Source organism: Pedobacter sp. B4419 (assembly GCF_059693725.1).
Window position 1 is genome coordinate 1,173,106 of the sequence record NZ_JCASSL010000001.1, and the last position, 16,283, is coordinate 1,189,388.

A 16,283-nucleotide genomic window follows, 5' to 3' on the forward strand; every position below is an offset into this window, starting at 1 on the left:
TTCTTCCTATTCAAATTATCTAGTCGCAAGTAGCCCAACTATATAGCGTTTTGCGCTTTGGCAGCGCCTGTTGTGTGCTTGGCTTTTAATTGAGCTGAATATTCTTGAATCTATTCTCATTCCTATTAACTAACCCCATATTTATGCGAAATTTTTACCTTAAAAGATTCTTTCAAAGCTTCTTTTTTTTACTGGTTGCGCTGTTTTTTGTGAGCACACAACGTTTGCTGGCACAGACGACTGAAACGTTTGAGACTACTGCAGCTGGAAGTACTAGCTTTACCAGTAATGGGCAGGTTTTCAATATTACTACGAGCATTCCCAGTATGCCTTGGGCAGTTTTTGATATTTATTACGATCCTACTCCCCCTGTTCCTCCTAATCCTAGCCATTTAGGACTTGGTTGGAACGGAACGGGTATAGATGACAGATTTATCGATAATTCTGGAGGTACCTTTACACAACCGAATGTAAAGGCTGGGGTAAACGTTAATTTCAGTATAGCTACCCAAGGTGCGGCGCCTTTCCAGATGAAGAGCTTGTGGATTTATGCGAGTAAATCGGACGCGATTCTTGGCGCAGGCGGATCGGTAACCTTTACCGGAAGCCTTAATGGCGTTACACAGTTTACGGCAACTTCGAGTACAGGTTTTAATATCAACCCAACTGTTGCAAATGGATATACATTCATTGATTTTTCTAGCTATGGAGGTGCAAACAATGCCTCTAAAAACATAGATAAACTTACCATTAGTACTGGTGGTCAATTTGAATATATAGCAATCGATGCTTTCAGATGGAGTGGTGTTTCTGCCGCAACGACCGTAAACAGCGTTGCAGTGCCTTTAAATAAAACCTACAAAATTGGCGAAGTACTGAATTTTACAGTTAATTTCTCGGCCAATGTAAACGTTACCGGAACGCCACAATTGGGATTAACTGTAGGTGCGACTCCAAAAGCAGCTACTTATACAGGAGGTTCTGGCAGTTCTGCTTTGACCTTCAGCTATCCAGTCGCCAACGGCGATTTAGATGTCAATGGCCTAGCGGTTGGTGCATTGAGCTTAAACGGAGGTACCGTAAAAACTGGTACAACTGATGCAGTGCTCACACTTAACAATGTGGCGTCAACAACGGGTGTAATAGTTGATGGCGTATTGCCTACATTAAGTTCGATAGCTATTGCTTCTAACCACACCAATATTACTAAGGCAAGGACAGGTAGCCTAGTTACGCTTGCTTTTACCTCGTCAGAAACAATTGCAACGCCTCTGGTAAGCATTGCAGGGCATTCGGTAACGGTCACCAATACAAGTGGCAATAACTGGGTTGCAGCCTATACCATGGTGAGTGGCGATGCTGAAGGCACTATCCCTTTTAACATTGCTTTTAGCGATGTGGCAGGAAATGCGGGTATCGCAGCTACGGCCACCACGAACAGTTCTACTGTAACTTTCGACAAGACGGCACCAACAGTAACCATCACATCGGATGCAGGTGTTTCTGGTTCAGCTACTCAGCTTACGACAGTTAATCTTACGGTGAAATTCTCTGAACCTGTAACCGGGTTTACCTTGATAGATATGTCGCCGAGCAATGGCACCATTTATTCGTTTTCTGGTAGCGGAGACACCTATACACTTAAAATGGATCCAGCTACTACGGGTAACTTTGGCATAAGTATATCAGCCAATGTTCTTCAAGACTTAGCTGGAAATAACAATGCGACAATAACGCCATTTGTATTGGTTTATGCGCCAATACCAACAATTGGTGTAACCGGAGCCTTTTCGCCTCTGGTAACTACTTATGGTTTGCCTTCAAACTCTGGCAACATTAGTGTTTCGGGAACGAATATAAGTGGTGGTGGCATTACAGCTACAGCCAGCACCGGATTTGAAGTAAGTAAAGATAATGTTAGCTATGGTCCGTCGGTTATCCTAACTGGTTCGGGCAATGTATCGGGTACAGTATATGCTCGTGTAAAAGCGGGTACTGTACCGGCGACTTATATTACAGGCAATGTTCAGTTGACCAGTGGTGCCACAACCGAAACCATCAGCATCCCATTGGCTATTGTATCGCCGGCACCATTAACTATTACAGCTAATAATGCCAATAAAACCTATGGTCAGATTTTGCTAGGAGGTACGGGCTCAACAGCTTTCACGTCAACCGGCCTTTTTAGTGGAGAAACGATCGGAAGCGTAAGCATTGCTTATGGTACTGGAGCTGGAGCAACCGATAACGCCGGAACTTATACCCAGCAGGTAAGTCCAAGCAACGCAATTGGCGGTACCTTTAATCCAGCTAATTATAGCATTGGCTATGTCAAAGGAAATATTGTGGTAGCTAAGGCATCCCAAGCTATTACTTTTACAGCGCTTCCAGCCAAAACCTTTGGCGATGTGCCTTTTGCACTTTCGGCTACAGGTGGCGCTTCCGGAAACGCGATTACCTATAGCAGTTCAGATTTATCGGTAGCTACGGTAAGCGGTAATACGGTAACCATTGTTGGTGTCGGTACAACTACGATCACGGCAAGCCAAGCAGGCAATGCCAACTATAATGCGGCGGCTGATGTTCCCCAAACCTTAACGGTGGGCAAGGCATCCCAAGCTATTACTTTTACAGCGCTTCCAGCCAAAACCTTTGGTGATGCAGCTTTCGCACTTTCGGCTACAGGTGGGGCTTCCGGAAACGCGATTACCTATAACAGTTCAGATTTATCGGTAGCTACGGTAACCGGAAACACGGTAACCATTGTTGGTGCCGGTACAACTACGATCACGGCAAGCCAATTGGGCAATGTCAACTATAACGCAGCAGCCGATGTTCCCCAAACCTTAACAGTGGACAAGGCAACAGCCACGATTACATTGAGTAATTTAGCTCAAACTTATGATGCTACTCCAAAAACAGCGACAGCTACCACTGTTCCTGCGGGATTAAGTGGTGTTAGCATTACTTATGATGGTGTGGGCACAGCTCCTACAGCAGTAGGAACCTATGCCGTTGTAGCGAGTTTATCTAATGCAAACTATACTGCTACAGCTGCTACAGGTAGTTTGGTGATCAGTAAAGAAAATCAAACCATTAGCTTTGCTCCATTAACTGCCAAAATCTATGGCGATGCACCTTTTACCTTAGTAGCTACAGGTGGTGCCTCGGGCAATGCCGTAACTTATACCAGTTCGAATACAGCAGTGGCAACGGTTTTAGGAAATACGGTAACCATTGTTGGCGCAGGTACAACCAATATTACAGCCAGCCAAGCTGGCGGTCTAAGCTACAATGCGGCGACAGATGTGATACAAGCCCTAACAGTTAATAAAGCCCTTGCAACGCTCACCCTAAGTAATTTGACGCAGACTTTTGATGGTACCACCAAAGCGGCAAGCGCAACAACCGTACCTGCAGGATTAAGTGGTGTAGCCCTTACCTACGATGGTAGTGCAACCTTGCCTGTTGCTGCGGGAACCTACGCAGTTGTAGCTAGCTTAACAAATGCGAATTATACTGCCGTTAATGCTACCGGAAGTTTGATTATCGGTAAGGCAACGCAAGCCATCACATTTGCTAGCTTGGCTAATAAAACCTTTGGCGATGCTCCTTTTGCACTTACAGCTACTGGTGGCGCAAGCGGAAACGCAATCACCTATACCAGTTCGAATACGGCAGTGGCAACAGTGAGCGGCAACACAGTGACTATCGTTGGCGCTGGTACTACAACCATCACCGCTAGTCAAGCTGGCAATGCAGACTACAATGCAGCCACAGATGCCACGCAAACGTTAACAGTTGACAAAGCCGCACAAGTGATCACATTTACAGCCTTGGCAGATCAAACCTTTGGTAATGTGCCTTTCACACTTACGGCAACTGGTGGTGCAAGCGGAAACGCAATCACCTACGCCAGCTCAAATACAGCGGTAGCTACAATAAGTGGCAACACCGTAACTATTGTGGGCGCTGGCACTACAACAATTACGGCTAGTCAAGCTGGAAATGGAAACTATAATGCAGCCTTAGGTGTAGCCCAAACCTTAACAGTTGGTAAGGCCTCACAAGTTATTACGTTTGCAACCTTGGCAGATCAAACCTTTGGAGATGCACCTTTTGCGCTTACAGCTACTGGTGGTGCGAGTGGCAATGCAATAACCTATAGCAGTTCGAATACCGCTGTTGCAACGGTGAATGGTAACATCGTGACCATTGTAGGTGCAGGCACAACTACCATTACTGCAAACCAAGCTGGAAATGTTAATTATAGTGCAGCAAGCGCTGTGGCAAGAACACTAACCGTAGTGTCAAATAGCCAAGTCATTACTTTTAATCCTTTAACTGACAAAACTTATGGCGATGCCGCTGTAGCATTAACTGCAACAGGTGGTGCTTCTGGCAATGCGGTAACCTACAGCAGTTCGAATACGGCTGTAGCCACAATTAGTGGGAATACATTGACTATCGTAGGTGCCGGTACAACCACTATTACCGCCAACCAGTTAGGCAATACCAATTACTCGGCCGCCGTTGCTGTTTCTCAGGGATTGACCGTAGCGCCTAAAGCAATAACAGGTGCTTTTGTTGCATCAAATAAAACTTACGATGGAAATACAACGGCCAGCATTAGTGCAAGATCACTTGTTGGAGTGCTCACAGCCGATTTGGCCGACGTAAGCTTAACAGGTGGTGCCGCATCATTTGCTGATGCGAATGTTGGTACTGGAAAACCAGTTGCGGCAACAGGAATGGTTTTAGCTGGTGCTAGATCAGGCAATTATAGCTTGACCTCGGTAGCTGGAACAACAGCAACTATCAGTTCCAAAACAATTACGCTTACAGCTGATGCTAAAAGCAAAACTTATGGCGATGCAGATCCAGCCTTAACCTACACTTTGCCGGCAGGTTCGCTTGTTGGAACTGATGCCATTAGCGGCAGCTTGAACCGAAATACTGGCGATGGGGCAGGTACCTATGCCATTACCCTTGGCTCGCTTTCGGCAGGCAACAACTATAGCATCAATTATATAGGTGCAGATTTGACCATCAATAAAAAACTGTTAACCATCACAGCTGACAATAAAACCAGGCTTTATAATATGGCAAACCCGGCATTAACAGTAAGCTATAGTGGTTTTGTAGGTACGGAAAATACCAATGCACTAACCACATTGCCAACTGTCACCACTAATGCAATTATTACCTCGCCGGTGGGAACTTATCCAATTACGCCAAGTGCTGCGGTGGCTAGCAATTATGATTTTGCCTATGTAAACGGTGTACTCACCATTACCAGTAATTCGCAGGTGATTACTTTTGCCACACTTGCAGATAAACTTTCAACAGATGCGCCATTTACACTGGGAGCAACCTCTTCATCTGGTCTTATAGTAGCCTATGCCAGTAGCGATGCTACGATTGCCAGAATTATCAATGGCAACCAGGTAGAAATCTTAAAAGCGGGTACAGTGAACATTACAGCTAGCCAAGCAGGCAATGCGAACTACACAGCTGCTGTTCCAGTTGTTCAGTCGCTAAGGATTATCAATAATCCTGCACCTGTCATTGTAATTGCAAGTGATATGGGGTCAAGTATCAGCAAAGGCCAAACCGCTAAGTTAACTGCAACCGGTGCTGTTACTTATCAATGGAGTACTGCCAACGGAATTATTTCCGGACAGAATGGAGCGGTATTGACCGTAAGACCGTCGGTAACCACCACTTATACCGTAACTGGCGCCAATCAATATGGCAGAACGAGTACACAGTCTTTTGTATTGGAAGTTAGAGACGATTTCCAAGCCATCGAAGCCACCAACATCCTCACGCCAAACGGCGACGGGGTGAACGACAAATGGATCGTAGAGAACATCGACCAGTATCCGAACAGCGAAGTGAAGATCTTCGATAGAGCAGGCCGTGTACTGTACAGCAAAAAAGGCTACGACAACAGCTGGGATGCCACGCTGAACGGAGCGCCGCTGGACGAAGGCACCTATTTCTACATCATCGATTTTGGATCAGGAAAACTGAAGAAAAAAGGATTCATCACCGTTATACGCCAAAGCAAATAACAATGAAAAACAAATTGCATCAAATGAAGATATACAAGATTTTGGCCCTGGCAGGCATCGTCGCCTCGTCGCTGGCGGCCAAGGCGCAGCTCGACCCGTTGTCGTCGCAGTATTTCAATAACCGTTACCAGCTCAATCCGGCCTTTGCCGGAATTGAACACGGAACCAGCCTCAACCTGGGCTACCGTAGCCTTTATAACAACATTCCCGGCGCGCCGGTTACACAGGCCATTACCGCAGACCATGGCTTTAACAAGGTGGGCATTGGCTTAAACGTGGTGAATGATAAAGCGGGTCTGCAGCGCCAAACCAGGGTACTGGGCAGTTTTGCCTACCACCTGCCTTTAAGCGAAACCAATAAGTTGAGTTTTGGGGTTTCATTGGGTTTTGCCAATCAGCGCTTAAGTAATTCGGATATCAAGGGAAACCCGAACGATGTGCTGGTAGGCCAGTACAACGACCGAGAAACCTATATCGACGGCGATTTCGGCGCTGCCTATACCAGCAATGGGCTAACCGTTAACGCGGCATTGCCAAACCTGAACAAGCTTTTTAAGCGCGACGATACCAAATACGCCGACGTGGCAAGGTTCTATTCGGCAGTGAGCTACAAAATCCCATTGGGAACTGCATCGAACAGCGGTCTGGTAGAGCCATTGGTGGCCTACAGGGTGGTGTCTGGCTACGACAATATTTGGGATGCAGGCGGGCAGTTCTCCCTGTTCGACCAGCAGGTGCTGATGTCGGCAATGTACCACAGCACCAAGAACGCCACCTTAGGCTTTGGCATGGACTACAAGAAGAAGTACCTGATCAGCGGGCTCTATACCTCGAGCACCTCCGAACTGAACAGCTATACCAACGGAAGCTTTGAGGTGTACCTGAGGGTGAAATTCGGAAACAACAGGTAGCCATCAGCATTTAGAATAGAAAGGCAGCAATCAGAAATTGCTGCCTTTTTTATGCGCAATGATTACAGCCTAGCTTTTTGGCCTGCTAAAAATAACTCAACAAAAAGTTGTGCCACTCGGTGATTTGGAGCCTAAATCCTATTTTTGATAAATAGATGGAGCAGTACGAACCCATAATTATTGAGGCAAACGATGCAGGGAAGCTGTTGCGCAGCTATCCCGGTGAAACGCCTTGGCATAGCAACTGGAAAAAAGCTTTTCCGCTTGATTGTCGAGAAAAAACCTTTCTCAATCGTACAGCAGGCTATTACCACAGAGCAGATGTTTTTACGCATTGCGGTACTGCAATCGAATTTCAAAACTCGCCGATTACTATAGAGGAACTGAGAAGCAGGGAAGCCTTTTATCCGAACCTGATTTGGGTGGTGAATGGGGCAAAGTTCAAGGGGTTTAGCATTTTAAAGCATTTGCCAGATGTAGACGATAGCAGGCTTGCTGATTTTGAATTTACCCATACTTCAAATTTGACCATGGTGAGGAGGAGTGAGGTACTGATGGGTCTTTTTAAGCCTAGGCCAATGACTTTTCATCATCCAGAATTGCGCCACATTCCGATCACTTCGCACTATTATTCTTTTCGCTGGACACACCCGCACCGGGTTTGGTACGAAGCCAAATGCCCGATTATAATTGATATGGGTGGCTACTTCCTTTATCAGCTCAAACAGCGCCCACAGCTTAATGGAGATTATGCCTACTTGCACATGATCCCCAGAAAAGACTTTGTTGCACGTTACACAGCCCTAAAGCCCTGAAACTAAAAAGATAATTAGAAGCCTCCATCAAATACAAATGCAGAATTTTTGATTAAATTAGTCCCTTACATCAATTGAGGGATTTTTTTGTTTTGGAAGGAATGTTTCCTGTTTCGAAATGAAAGAACAGCCCCAGAATTGAGCAGGATATGATCAAATTAGAAATGAAATTTAAATTATTTAAGCATATGTTAGGAAGGTTGTCGTTTGTATTTTTTATTGGAGCGGTATTCGCCTGTAAAGCGACCCCAAAAGTACAACCCATAGTTGAAGGAATAAAGAACATCAAACCCGATTTGCAACAACAATTTGCAATGAAAGAAGTAGTTGGACTGATCGAAAGCTACAACTACAAGAAAATCAAGATCAACGATTCCATTTCTTCTATTATCCTTAACCGATACATTGATTATTTGGACCAAGGAAAAAACTATTTTCTGGCTTCAGATGTCAAGGCTTTTGAAAAATACAGGTACGAACTGGATGACGACTTTAAGAACGGCGATTTAAGCGCTCCATTCTACATTTACAATGTTTATGCGAAAAGACTTAATGAACGTCTGGATTATGCGATTGTTCAGTCTAAAGCCGAGATGAAATTCGGAGCAAATGACAAGTACGTTTATGACAGGTCGAAACTGCCATGGCCAGCCTCTACTACAGCACTCAACGATACTTGGAAGAGAAGAATTGCCTATGAACTCATTAACCTTAAGCTTTCGGGTTTGGCACCTGCCAAAACGATCGAAACCGTTAGCAAAAATTACCAGGATCTCAAAAAACAGGTAGGGGAGATCAATAGCCAAGATGTTTTCCAAATGATAATGGATGCCTTCACCGCTTCGCTAGATCCGCATACGAATTACTTTAATGCCTTAAATGCAGCCAGTTTCAATGAAGAAATGTCGCGCTCCATTGTGGGGATAGGTGCTATTTTAACAACCGAAAATGAAGTGCTTAAAATTGTAAGCATTGTTCCGGGAGGTCCGGCAGCTAAAGGCAAACAACTGAATCCCGGCGATCGGATAGTAGCCGTAGCACAGGGAGATGCCCCATTTGTGAGCATTGTGGGTTGGCGATCGGATATCAGCATTTCGAAAATCAAGGGTGCCAAAGGAACAAAAGTTCGTTTAAAAGTGATTCCAGATGGCAAAGAACTGTCTTCTGAGCCCGAAGTAATTGAATTGGTTCGCGATAAAATAGTTCAGGAGGCGCAATCTGCACAGAAAAGTGTCAAAACCATAAGCAGCAATGGCAAGGATTATAAAGTTGGTGTCATTTATGTACCTGCATTTTACCTTGATTTTGAAGCGGCACAAGCTGGCGATAAGAACTTTAAAAGTACCACCCGCGATGTGAAACTGCTTATAGATACGCTGAAAAACCTGGATAAAGTAGATGGCATCATCATGGATTTGCGCGGAAACGGTGGAGGAGCATTGTTGGAGGCCGTTTCTTTGGCAGGGTTGTTCATAGACAAAGGCCCAATAGTGCAGGTAAAAAACTTAAACGAAAAAACCAGGATCGATTCCCTAAGCGGAGGCGAACTGGCATGGACTGGGCCGTTGGGACTGATCGTAGATCGTTCAAGTGCTTCGTCTTCAGAAATTTTTGCTGGAGTGATCCAAGATTATGGACGTGGCATTCTGATGGGAAGCCAAACTTATGGTAAGGGAACCGTTCAATCGGTAATTGACTTAAACAGGTTAGTCAATCCGGAAGTATTGAGAAAAATGGCCGCCTTGATTAATGAAAACGATACGACCAGAGATAAAGCCACCAATCCTGTAGAAGTGAATTTAGGGCAGCTCAACCTCACCATGGATAAATACTATCGCATTACCGGAAGCAGTACACAGCATAAAGGGGTAAGTCCAGATATCGTCTTTCCTTCACGTTACCAGCTAGATAAGGTAGGCGAAAGCAGCGAACCTTCGGCTTTGTCATGGGATGTCATCAACGGTGCTAGATTTCAACCCTTTGCCAATCTTAATACCGTAAAGGCCGAACTGGCCAAAAGAAGCGAAAAACGTATGGCTCAATCTCTTTATTTTAAATTATTTGAGCAAAACCTGGCTGCAACTAAAAAGGAAGAGAATGAACGCTCGGTTACTTTAAACGAAGCGAAAATCAAAAAAGAGCGTGAGCAGCAAGAGGCAGAAAATTTTGCGAAGAGAAACGAATTGAGGGCTTATAGAGGACTGCCGGTACTCAAAAAAGGCGAAAAATCAACAAAGGATGATGCCTTTGACTTTATTGAAGACGAGTCGATAAAAGTAATGGCCGATTTTATGGGGCTTATGCCATCAAGCAGAAAGGCATAAATTTTCGATTGAAATCCTTCTGCCTATTTGAATGAAGGGACACATTTAGAAAGTTGCCATTGCTCACTTATATGGGCATTCGACATAATTACCATGGTGTTTGCTTTTCGGATGGGCTATATTTGGGCTTGTCAAAATCGTTAGGAAGAAAATTCTACTAGTTGCGATGGCGCTACGTCTCACCATTTTTTGATATGCCCAAGATCTTACCGGAAGTTGGTATGGCTTGCTCGAAATCCATGGGAACAAACTTCGCATCAGCCTTAACATTCAGGCAACAGGTCAGCATTTCACTATAACGATGGAAAGTCGAGATCAGGGCTAAAGGGGATGCCCACAAATAAAAACATTACTCATGGCAACGAATTAGTGATTGAAGCAGCTAAAAAGGGAATGGTTTCCAAAGCTTCCTTCAATCCAGAGCAATACTACTCTTTATGAAATATATTATGTAAGTAATTACATATTTAACATTTTTTAACAATTTTCCCTAATTGTTTTGGATAATTTTATAATGCGTCAATGAAACATTAATTAACTTTTTGCGTCTAATGTTTGATAAACCATTAATCTCGTTTGATGAAGACCAAGAAAATACTATCGATTTACTTTGTGTTATTTATTTATGTAAGTACTTACGTAAATTTATCCAGTGCACAAGAAAGGCAATTCTTTAACCTCAAAGGAAATTTTGTTGCCAATGGGCAGGCAAAGATAGAAGGATTGAGCATCCACCTTTTAAATGCCGACAGCAAGGCGTTGGTGAAACTTGAAATTGCAGCAACAGATGGCAGTTTTGCCTTTGACAAGATTCCGCAAGGCAATTATTTGCTGATTACCCAAAGCATGAGCTTTGAAAAATACCAATCCGCGCCAATTGCATTGATCCAAAATATCGATCTGGGCAAAATTGACCTTAAGGCTACAGCTACAAACCTAAAGGAAGTGGTGGTAAGCACAACAAAGCCCTTTATCCAGCAACAATACGATAAAACCGTATTGAACGTGTCAAGCTCGATTTCTGCAGTGGGCAGCAATGCATTGGAAGTATTGGCAAAAGCTCCTGGCATTACGCTCGACCAAAATGACAATATCGCCATGCGGGGCAAACAGGGCGTATTAGTGATGATCGATGGCAAATTCGTACCCATGTCTGGACAGGACCTTGCCAACATGCTGAAGAGCATGTCGGCAGCGCAGATCGAAAAAATAGACCTGGTCACCAATCCATCAGCCAAATACGATGCGGCCGGTAATGCGGGAATCATCGATATCAGGCTGAAAAAAGGAAACAATAATGGGACGAATGCGAACGCAACGCTCAGTTTCGGACAGGGCAAGTATAGCAAGCTCAATCCTTCGCTGAACTTTAACCATAGAACAAAAATTATGAATGTTTTCGGTTCGTACAATTATGGCCACAACCAGAACTTTAACGGATTAGACATTTTCAGGAATTTTTATTCGGCCAGCGACCAGCTCACGGGCAGCAACAATTACAACAATTATTTCAAATTCCTCTTCAACAACCACAACGCAAGGATCGGAAGCGATTTTTACATTAATAAAAACATTGTCATCGGCTTTGCAGCAAACGGCATTTACAGCAGGGGCGATGTCAGTTCTGATAGCAGGGCCAAATCGTACAATGGTGCTTCGCAGCAAACCGGTTCTTTTAATACGGTGGCGGCCAATACGCCGGTGAGGAACAACAACAGCATCAACCTTAATTACAGGCATACGCTGGATACTTCGGGCAGGGAGCTCTCTGCCGATTTCGACTATGCCAGTTTTGGTTCGGATGAAATCCAGCGCTACACCACCAGTTATTTTAATGCCGATGGCAGCCCAAACAGAAATCCTTATTTGTTAAAAGGCGATTTGGGTGGCAAATTGGATATCAAATCCTTTAAGGTCGATTACCAGCAACAGATTAAACCGCTAAAAACAAAAGTAGAGATGGGCCTGAAGAGCAGCTGGGTGAAAACGGATAACGACATCAAGTTTTTTGACGAAAGCAACGGTACTTCGGTATTGGAAACCGGCAAAAGCAACCATTTTATTTATGATGAAAATATCAATGCGGCCTATCTGAATGCGTCTAGGTCATGGAAAAAGTTCAGTTTGCAATTGGGGCTAAGGCTAGAGAATACGAATGCCAGTGGACAGCAGCTCACCGACAATACAACGTTTGAACGAAACTATACGCAACTGTTTCCAAGTGGCTACGTAGGGTATAAATTTACAGAAAACAGCGATTTGGGTGTTTCGTTGAGCAGGCGAATCAACAGGCCGTCTTATCGACAGCTGAACCCCTTTAAAAACTTCCTAGATCCGCTTACCTATTCTACAGGCAATCCTTACCTTAAGCCTGAGCTCACCAATTCATTCGAACTCACGCATACCTATCGTCAAAAATACATGACTAAATTAGGTTATAGCAGAACAACAGACAATATTTTGAGCGTATTATCTCCGGATAACGTAGATGCGAATTCGGTGATCCAAACCAATAGGAACCTGGCTAAGTTCGATTATTACAGCCTGAGCTTTAGCTTCCCGATTAAGGTGGGCAAATGGCTGAACAGCACCAATAACGCTTTGGCTTATTATGGATTGTACAGGGGGAACTTGGTGAATACAGACCTGGACGTGAGCAGGGTGAGCTATAATTTCACTTCCAGTAATAACATCAAGATCGGTCCTGCTACAAGCGCCGAAGCTATTTTTAATTACCAGAGCAGGTCTTATTATGGCTTTTTGGATATAAAAGGTAACTGGGGCTTGGCCTTAGGCTTGCAGCAACAACTGTTAGACAAAAGGGCATCGCTGAAACTAAGCGTGAGCGATGTGTTCTATACCACAAAAACCGATGCGTATACCAAGCTTACAGGCTATAGCGAGCAATTTTACCAAAGCAGGGATACCAGGGTAGGCACGTTGAGCTTTAGCTATCGTTTTGGTGGCGCACAGGTTTCAAGTTCGAGAAGAGTAGGCGCAGCCGATGAAGAGAAGAGGAGAGCGGGTTAATTTTGGCCTAATTTTTCTAACTTAGACCTATGGATCTGATACACGAATTGGGAGAACTGGCATTGGCAACTCGCTTAAAAAGATTAAGCGAGCGCCTTTCGGCCGACGTCAGTAAAATATACAAAGAATCGGATGTTGATTTCGAGGCCAAATGGTTCCTGATCTTGTCGCTTTTGCGAAAGGAGAAGGTAATGGCCATTACTGAGATTGCCGATTCTTTGCAACTCAGCCATCCGGCAATTATCCAGTTTGTACAGGAACTGACGCAGAAAAACCTTATCAAAACGGTTACCGATAAAAAAGACGGCCGGAAAAGAATGGTCTCCCTAACTGCTATGGGCAAAAAGACCTTGGTACAGATTGAGCCTATCCTCGCCAGCATTAAAGCGGAAAACAAAAAGTGGATTGAAAGTGCCAGTGCGAACATCCTATCTGTTTTAACGGAATTGGAACAGGCTTTAGACCAGCAGAGCATGTATCAAAGGATCAAACTTGACATTTTACAGCAAAAGCCTTAAAAAGATTTCTATGTAAGCTGAGCATGGCCCTCTACTAAAACAAATCGAATTGGCGAGTGTTCTATTGCAAAGAAAAGGGTATCATGGAACAGTTTGAAGTACAGTTGCTAGGTATAGCTTATACCATAGTACCGCAGAGCAATAGGACTTTCCTTGTTTTGGAAGGAAATCAAAAGATAGGAACAATATATCCAGATCCAGGGACGCTTGGTATTGAGTGGAAAGCAAAAGATGGATTGGAGCAGGGATTTGCAACACAGATTGGTGAGTTGATCACCGAACATGAGCTGGGGAAATCTACGCTTTAAGTATGCATTTATTGATGAAAACCTAAAATAAAAGCTCGCCCTCGCCCAAATGTTGACGGATCAGCCTCAAAATCTGTTCGCCATATTCAGCCGTTTTTCCCTCGCCAACATTTTTGATCTTTGCCAATTGTGTGAGCGTTCTTGGCAGTTTTGCCGAAATATCGGCCATCGCCTGATCAGAAATGATATGGTAGCCTAATGATTTCTTGGTTTCGGCTGTCTTTTTTCGCCATTCCAATAGTTCGGCATGTAGTGCCGGATTTTCGATTTTTATTTCGTTCGCTGTTTGTTTTTGCTTCCAGCCGTCGAGTGCTTTGTAATTGATCGCCGCATTTTTCATCGCCTTCGCAATTTCAGCTGCATTTGTGAGGTTAGGCAACATATTGAATACTTCGATTTTGCCCTCCAACAGTTCCAAGAGCAGGTTGAGGGTAGGAAAATAGTCGGTGTGATAAGGAGCGCCTGTAGCCAATTGGTGCAGGTCGATTACATGTTGGTGTAGTGCTGTGAGATTTGGGAGGAAATAGTGGGCAGCCTTTGCCAAACGCTCTTTTAGGTTTGCTAAAATTTGCGTTCCTTGAACTGTTTTAAGTTCTTGGCGAATAAAGCGCTCGCCAATGGGACCAATCTTTTTTTCTACCAACTGTTGTGTTATGGCGACCTTCTCCTTGATTAATGTTTCGGCTGGAAACAATTCTAATAATACAGCTTGTAGATGTGTCCAGGCATTGGCGATTGGAGAAAAATCAAAACCCTCTATCAAGGTTTCCATTTCAATAGCCAGTGTCGAATCTTCCAGTGTATCCCGGTTTGGAAACTGTTCTTGTGCCTTTTTCATAAATGTGGCTACCGATGGATCGGTAATGATATTCTTGCTGTCTACTTTTTCCTTGAGCACCAATCCATCTAAATTGCGGCAACGGCTGAGCGCTACATAGGCCTGGCCGTGGGCAAAAGCGCCGCCAACATCAATTACTGCTTTGTCAAAAGTAAGGCCCTGGCTTTTGTGGATTGTGATTGCCCAGGCCAGTCGAAGTGGAAATTGCATAAAAGAACCCGCATTGGTCTGCGTTACCTTTTGTTCGGTTTCTGACAAAGCATATTTTGTGTTTTCCCATATTTCTTGAGTGGCTTCAAAGGCTGAACCATCGTCAAGAAAGGTCAATCTGATCATTTCTCCATTAATGCTGTCTACCTTCGCAGTCCTGCCGTTATAAAACTGTTTCTTCCCTGAACTGTCGTTTTTGATAAACATTACCATCGCACCGGTTTTGAGTATCAGTTCTTCTTCGGCAGGAAAAGCCTCCTTTGGAAATTCTCCAGTTACCTTTGCCATAAAGCGATGGCTTTCGCCAGGAAGTTGGCCGAGCATTTCCTCGTTGATCTTTTTAACCAAGTGGTTATGGGTTGTGAGGGTAACATGATCGGCTAATATTCCATTTTCAGGGTTGGCCTGATAATGTTTATTGAGCGTTTCGAGGAGGGTTTCGCTAATGGATCCATTCCTGATTTCGTTCAGTATTTCAATAAAGGTGGGGTCGCTTTGCCTATGCACTTTTTCCAGCTCAAAAGTCAGTAGGGGATATTCCCTGAAAATCAGGCTGTCGAAGAAATAAGGACCTTTGTAAAACCTCCCAAGCAGGTGCCAATCGTTCTGAAAAACGGGAGGAAGCTGATAAAGATCGCCGATCATCAACAGTTGTACGCCACCAAAAGGGCGATCGCTTCCTTTAACAAACCTCAACACCCTATCGATATAATCCATCGTATCTGCCCGCACCATACTGATCTCATCAATGATGAGCAGATCGAGGCATTTAATAAGTTTTGCCTTTTCAGGTCCAAGGCTTTTGCCTGAGAATTCGGAAAAGGCTTGGGCATGAGGTACTGGTACAATCGGGCCGAAAGGAACCTGAAAAAAAGAGTGGATAGTTACGCCACCTGCGTTGATGGCTGCCACAGCGGTAGGAGCTACAACGGCGAGGTTCTTTTTGGTGTTCGACCTGATGTAGCGCAAAAACGTAGTTTTTCCAGTTCCAGCTTTTCCCGTCATGAAGATTGGTCTATTGGTTTTTTCGATAAAATCGATAATCAGTTCATGCAGGGGATCCAGGTTCATTATAAGTTCGGCAGCTAAAAATTTTGGTATGTTGAGGAATACAAATTTACAGTTTGGCCGGCTTGTTATGGTGTTTTACTTTTCAACAAGGCTGTTTTAACAAAATTGAGGAAATTTAAAAATGACATAACCATTAAATTTCTGCTGGCGATTAGTCTTATGTTTGCCAGCATACTAGTTA

The 16,283-nt window shown here is 44.1% G+C and carries 8 protein-coding genes; 7 read left to right on the top strand and 1 reads right to left on the bottom strand.

Annotated features, from left to right (window positions below; all coding sequences use genetic code 11):
* Window positions 1–143 precede the first annotated feature (143 nt).
* From AC570H_RS04730 to AC570H_RS04760, 7 genes are all read left to right on the top strand, one after another.
* Window positions 144–6,077, top strand: coding sequence for an MBG domain-containing protein (locus AC570H_RS04730; protein ID WP_497352228.1), 5,934 nt, complete (start codon window positions 144–146; stop codon window positions 6,075–6,077).
* Between the two features lie 23 nt (window positions 6,078–6,100).
* Window positions 6,101–6,988, top strand: a complete 888-nt coding sequence (locus tag AC570H_RS04735) for a PorP/SprF family type IX secretion system membrane protein (RefSeq protein WP_497352230.1) — start codon at window positions 6,101–6,103, stop codon at window positions 6,986–6,988.
* Window positions 6,989–7,143: 155 nt separating this feature from the next.
* Window positions 7,144–7,803, top strand: coding sequence for a competence protein CoiA family protein (locus AC570H_RS04740; RefSeq protein WP_497352232.1), 660 nt, complete (start codon window positions 7,144–7,146; stop codon window positions 7,801–7,803).
* Between the two features lie 164 nt (window positions 7,804–7,967).
* The gene (locus AC570H_RS04745) at window positions 7,968–10,127 is read left to right on the top strand and encodes a carboxy terminal-processing peptidase (protein WP_497352234.1); all 2,160 of its coding nucleotides are present in this window, start codon (window positions 7,968–7,970) and stop codon (window positions 10,125–10,127) included.
* 579 nt (window positions 10,128–10,706) lie between these two features.
* Window positions 10,707–13,157: a TonB-dependent receptor domain-containing protein gene (locus tag AC570H_RS04750; RefSeq protein ID WP_497352236.1), complete on the top strand. Its 2,451-nt coding sequence runs from the start codon at window positions 10,707–10,709 to the stop codon at window positions 13,155–13,157.
* 29 nt (window positions 13,158–13,186) lie between these two features.
* Window positions 13,187–13,675: a MarR family winged helix-turn-helix transcriptional regulator gene (locus tag AC570H_RS04755; protein ID WP_497352238.1), complete on the top strand. Its 489-nt coding sequence runs from the start codon at window positions 13,187–13,189 to the stop codon at window positions 13,673–13,675.
* Between the two features lie 83 nt (window positions 13,676–13,758).
* Window positions 13,759–13,983 carry a hypothetical protein gene (locus AC570H_RS04760; RefSeq protein WP_497352240.1) on the top strand — a complete coding sequence of 75 codons (225 nt, stop codon included), beginning with the start codon at window positions 13,759–13,761 and terminating at the stop codon, window positions 13,981–13,983.
* Between the two features lie 22 nt (window positions 13,984–14,005).
* Here AC570H_RS04760 and AC570H_RS04765 read toward each other — a convergent pair whose 3' ends face one another.
* Window positions 14,006–16,102 (bottom strand): HRDC domain-containing protein, encoded by a 2,097-nt coding sequence (locus AC570H_RS04765; RefSeq protein ID WP_497352242.1) that lies wholly within the window; start codon window positions 16,100–16,102, stop codon window positions 14,006–14,008.
* Window positions 16,103–16,283: the final 181 nt, after the last annotated feature.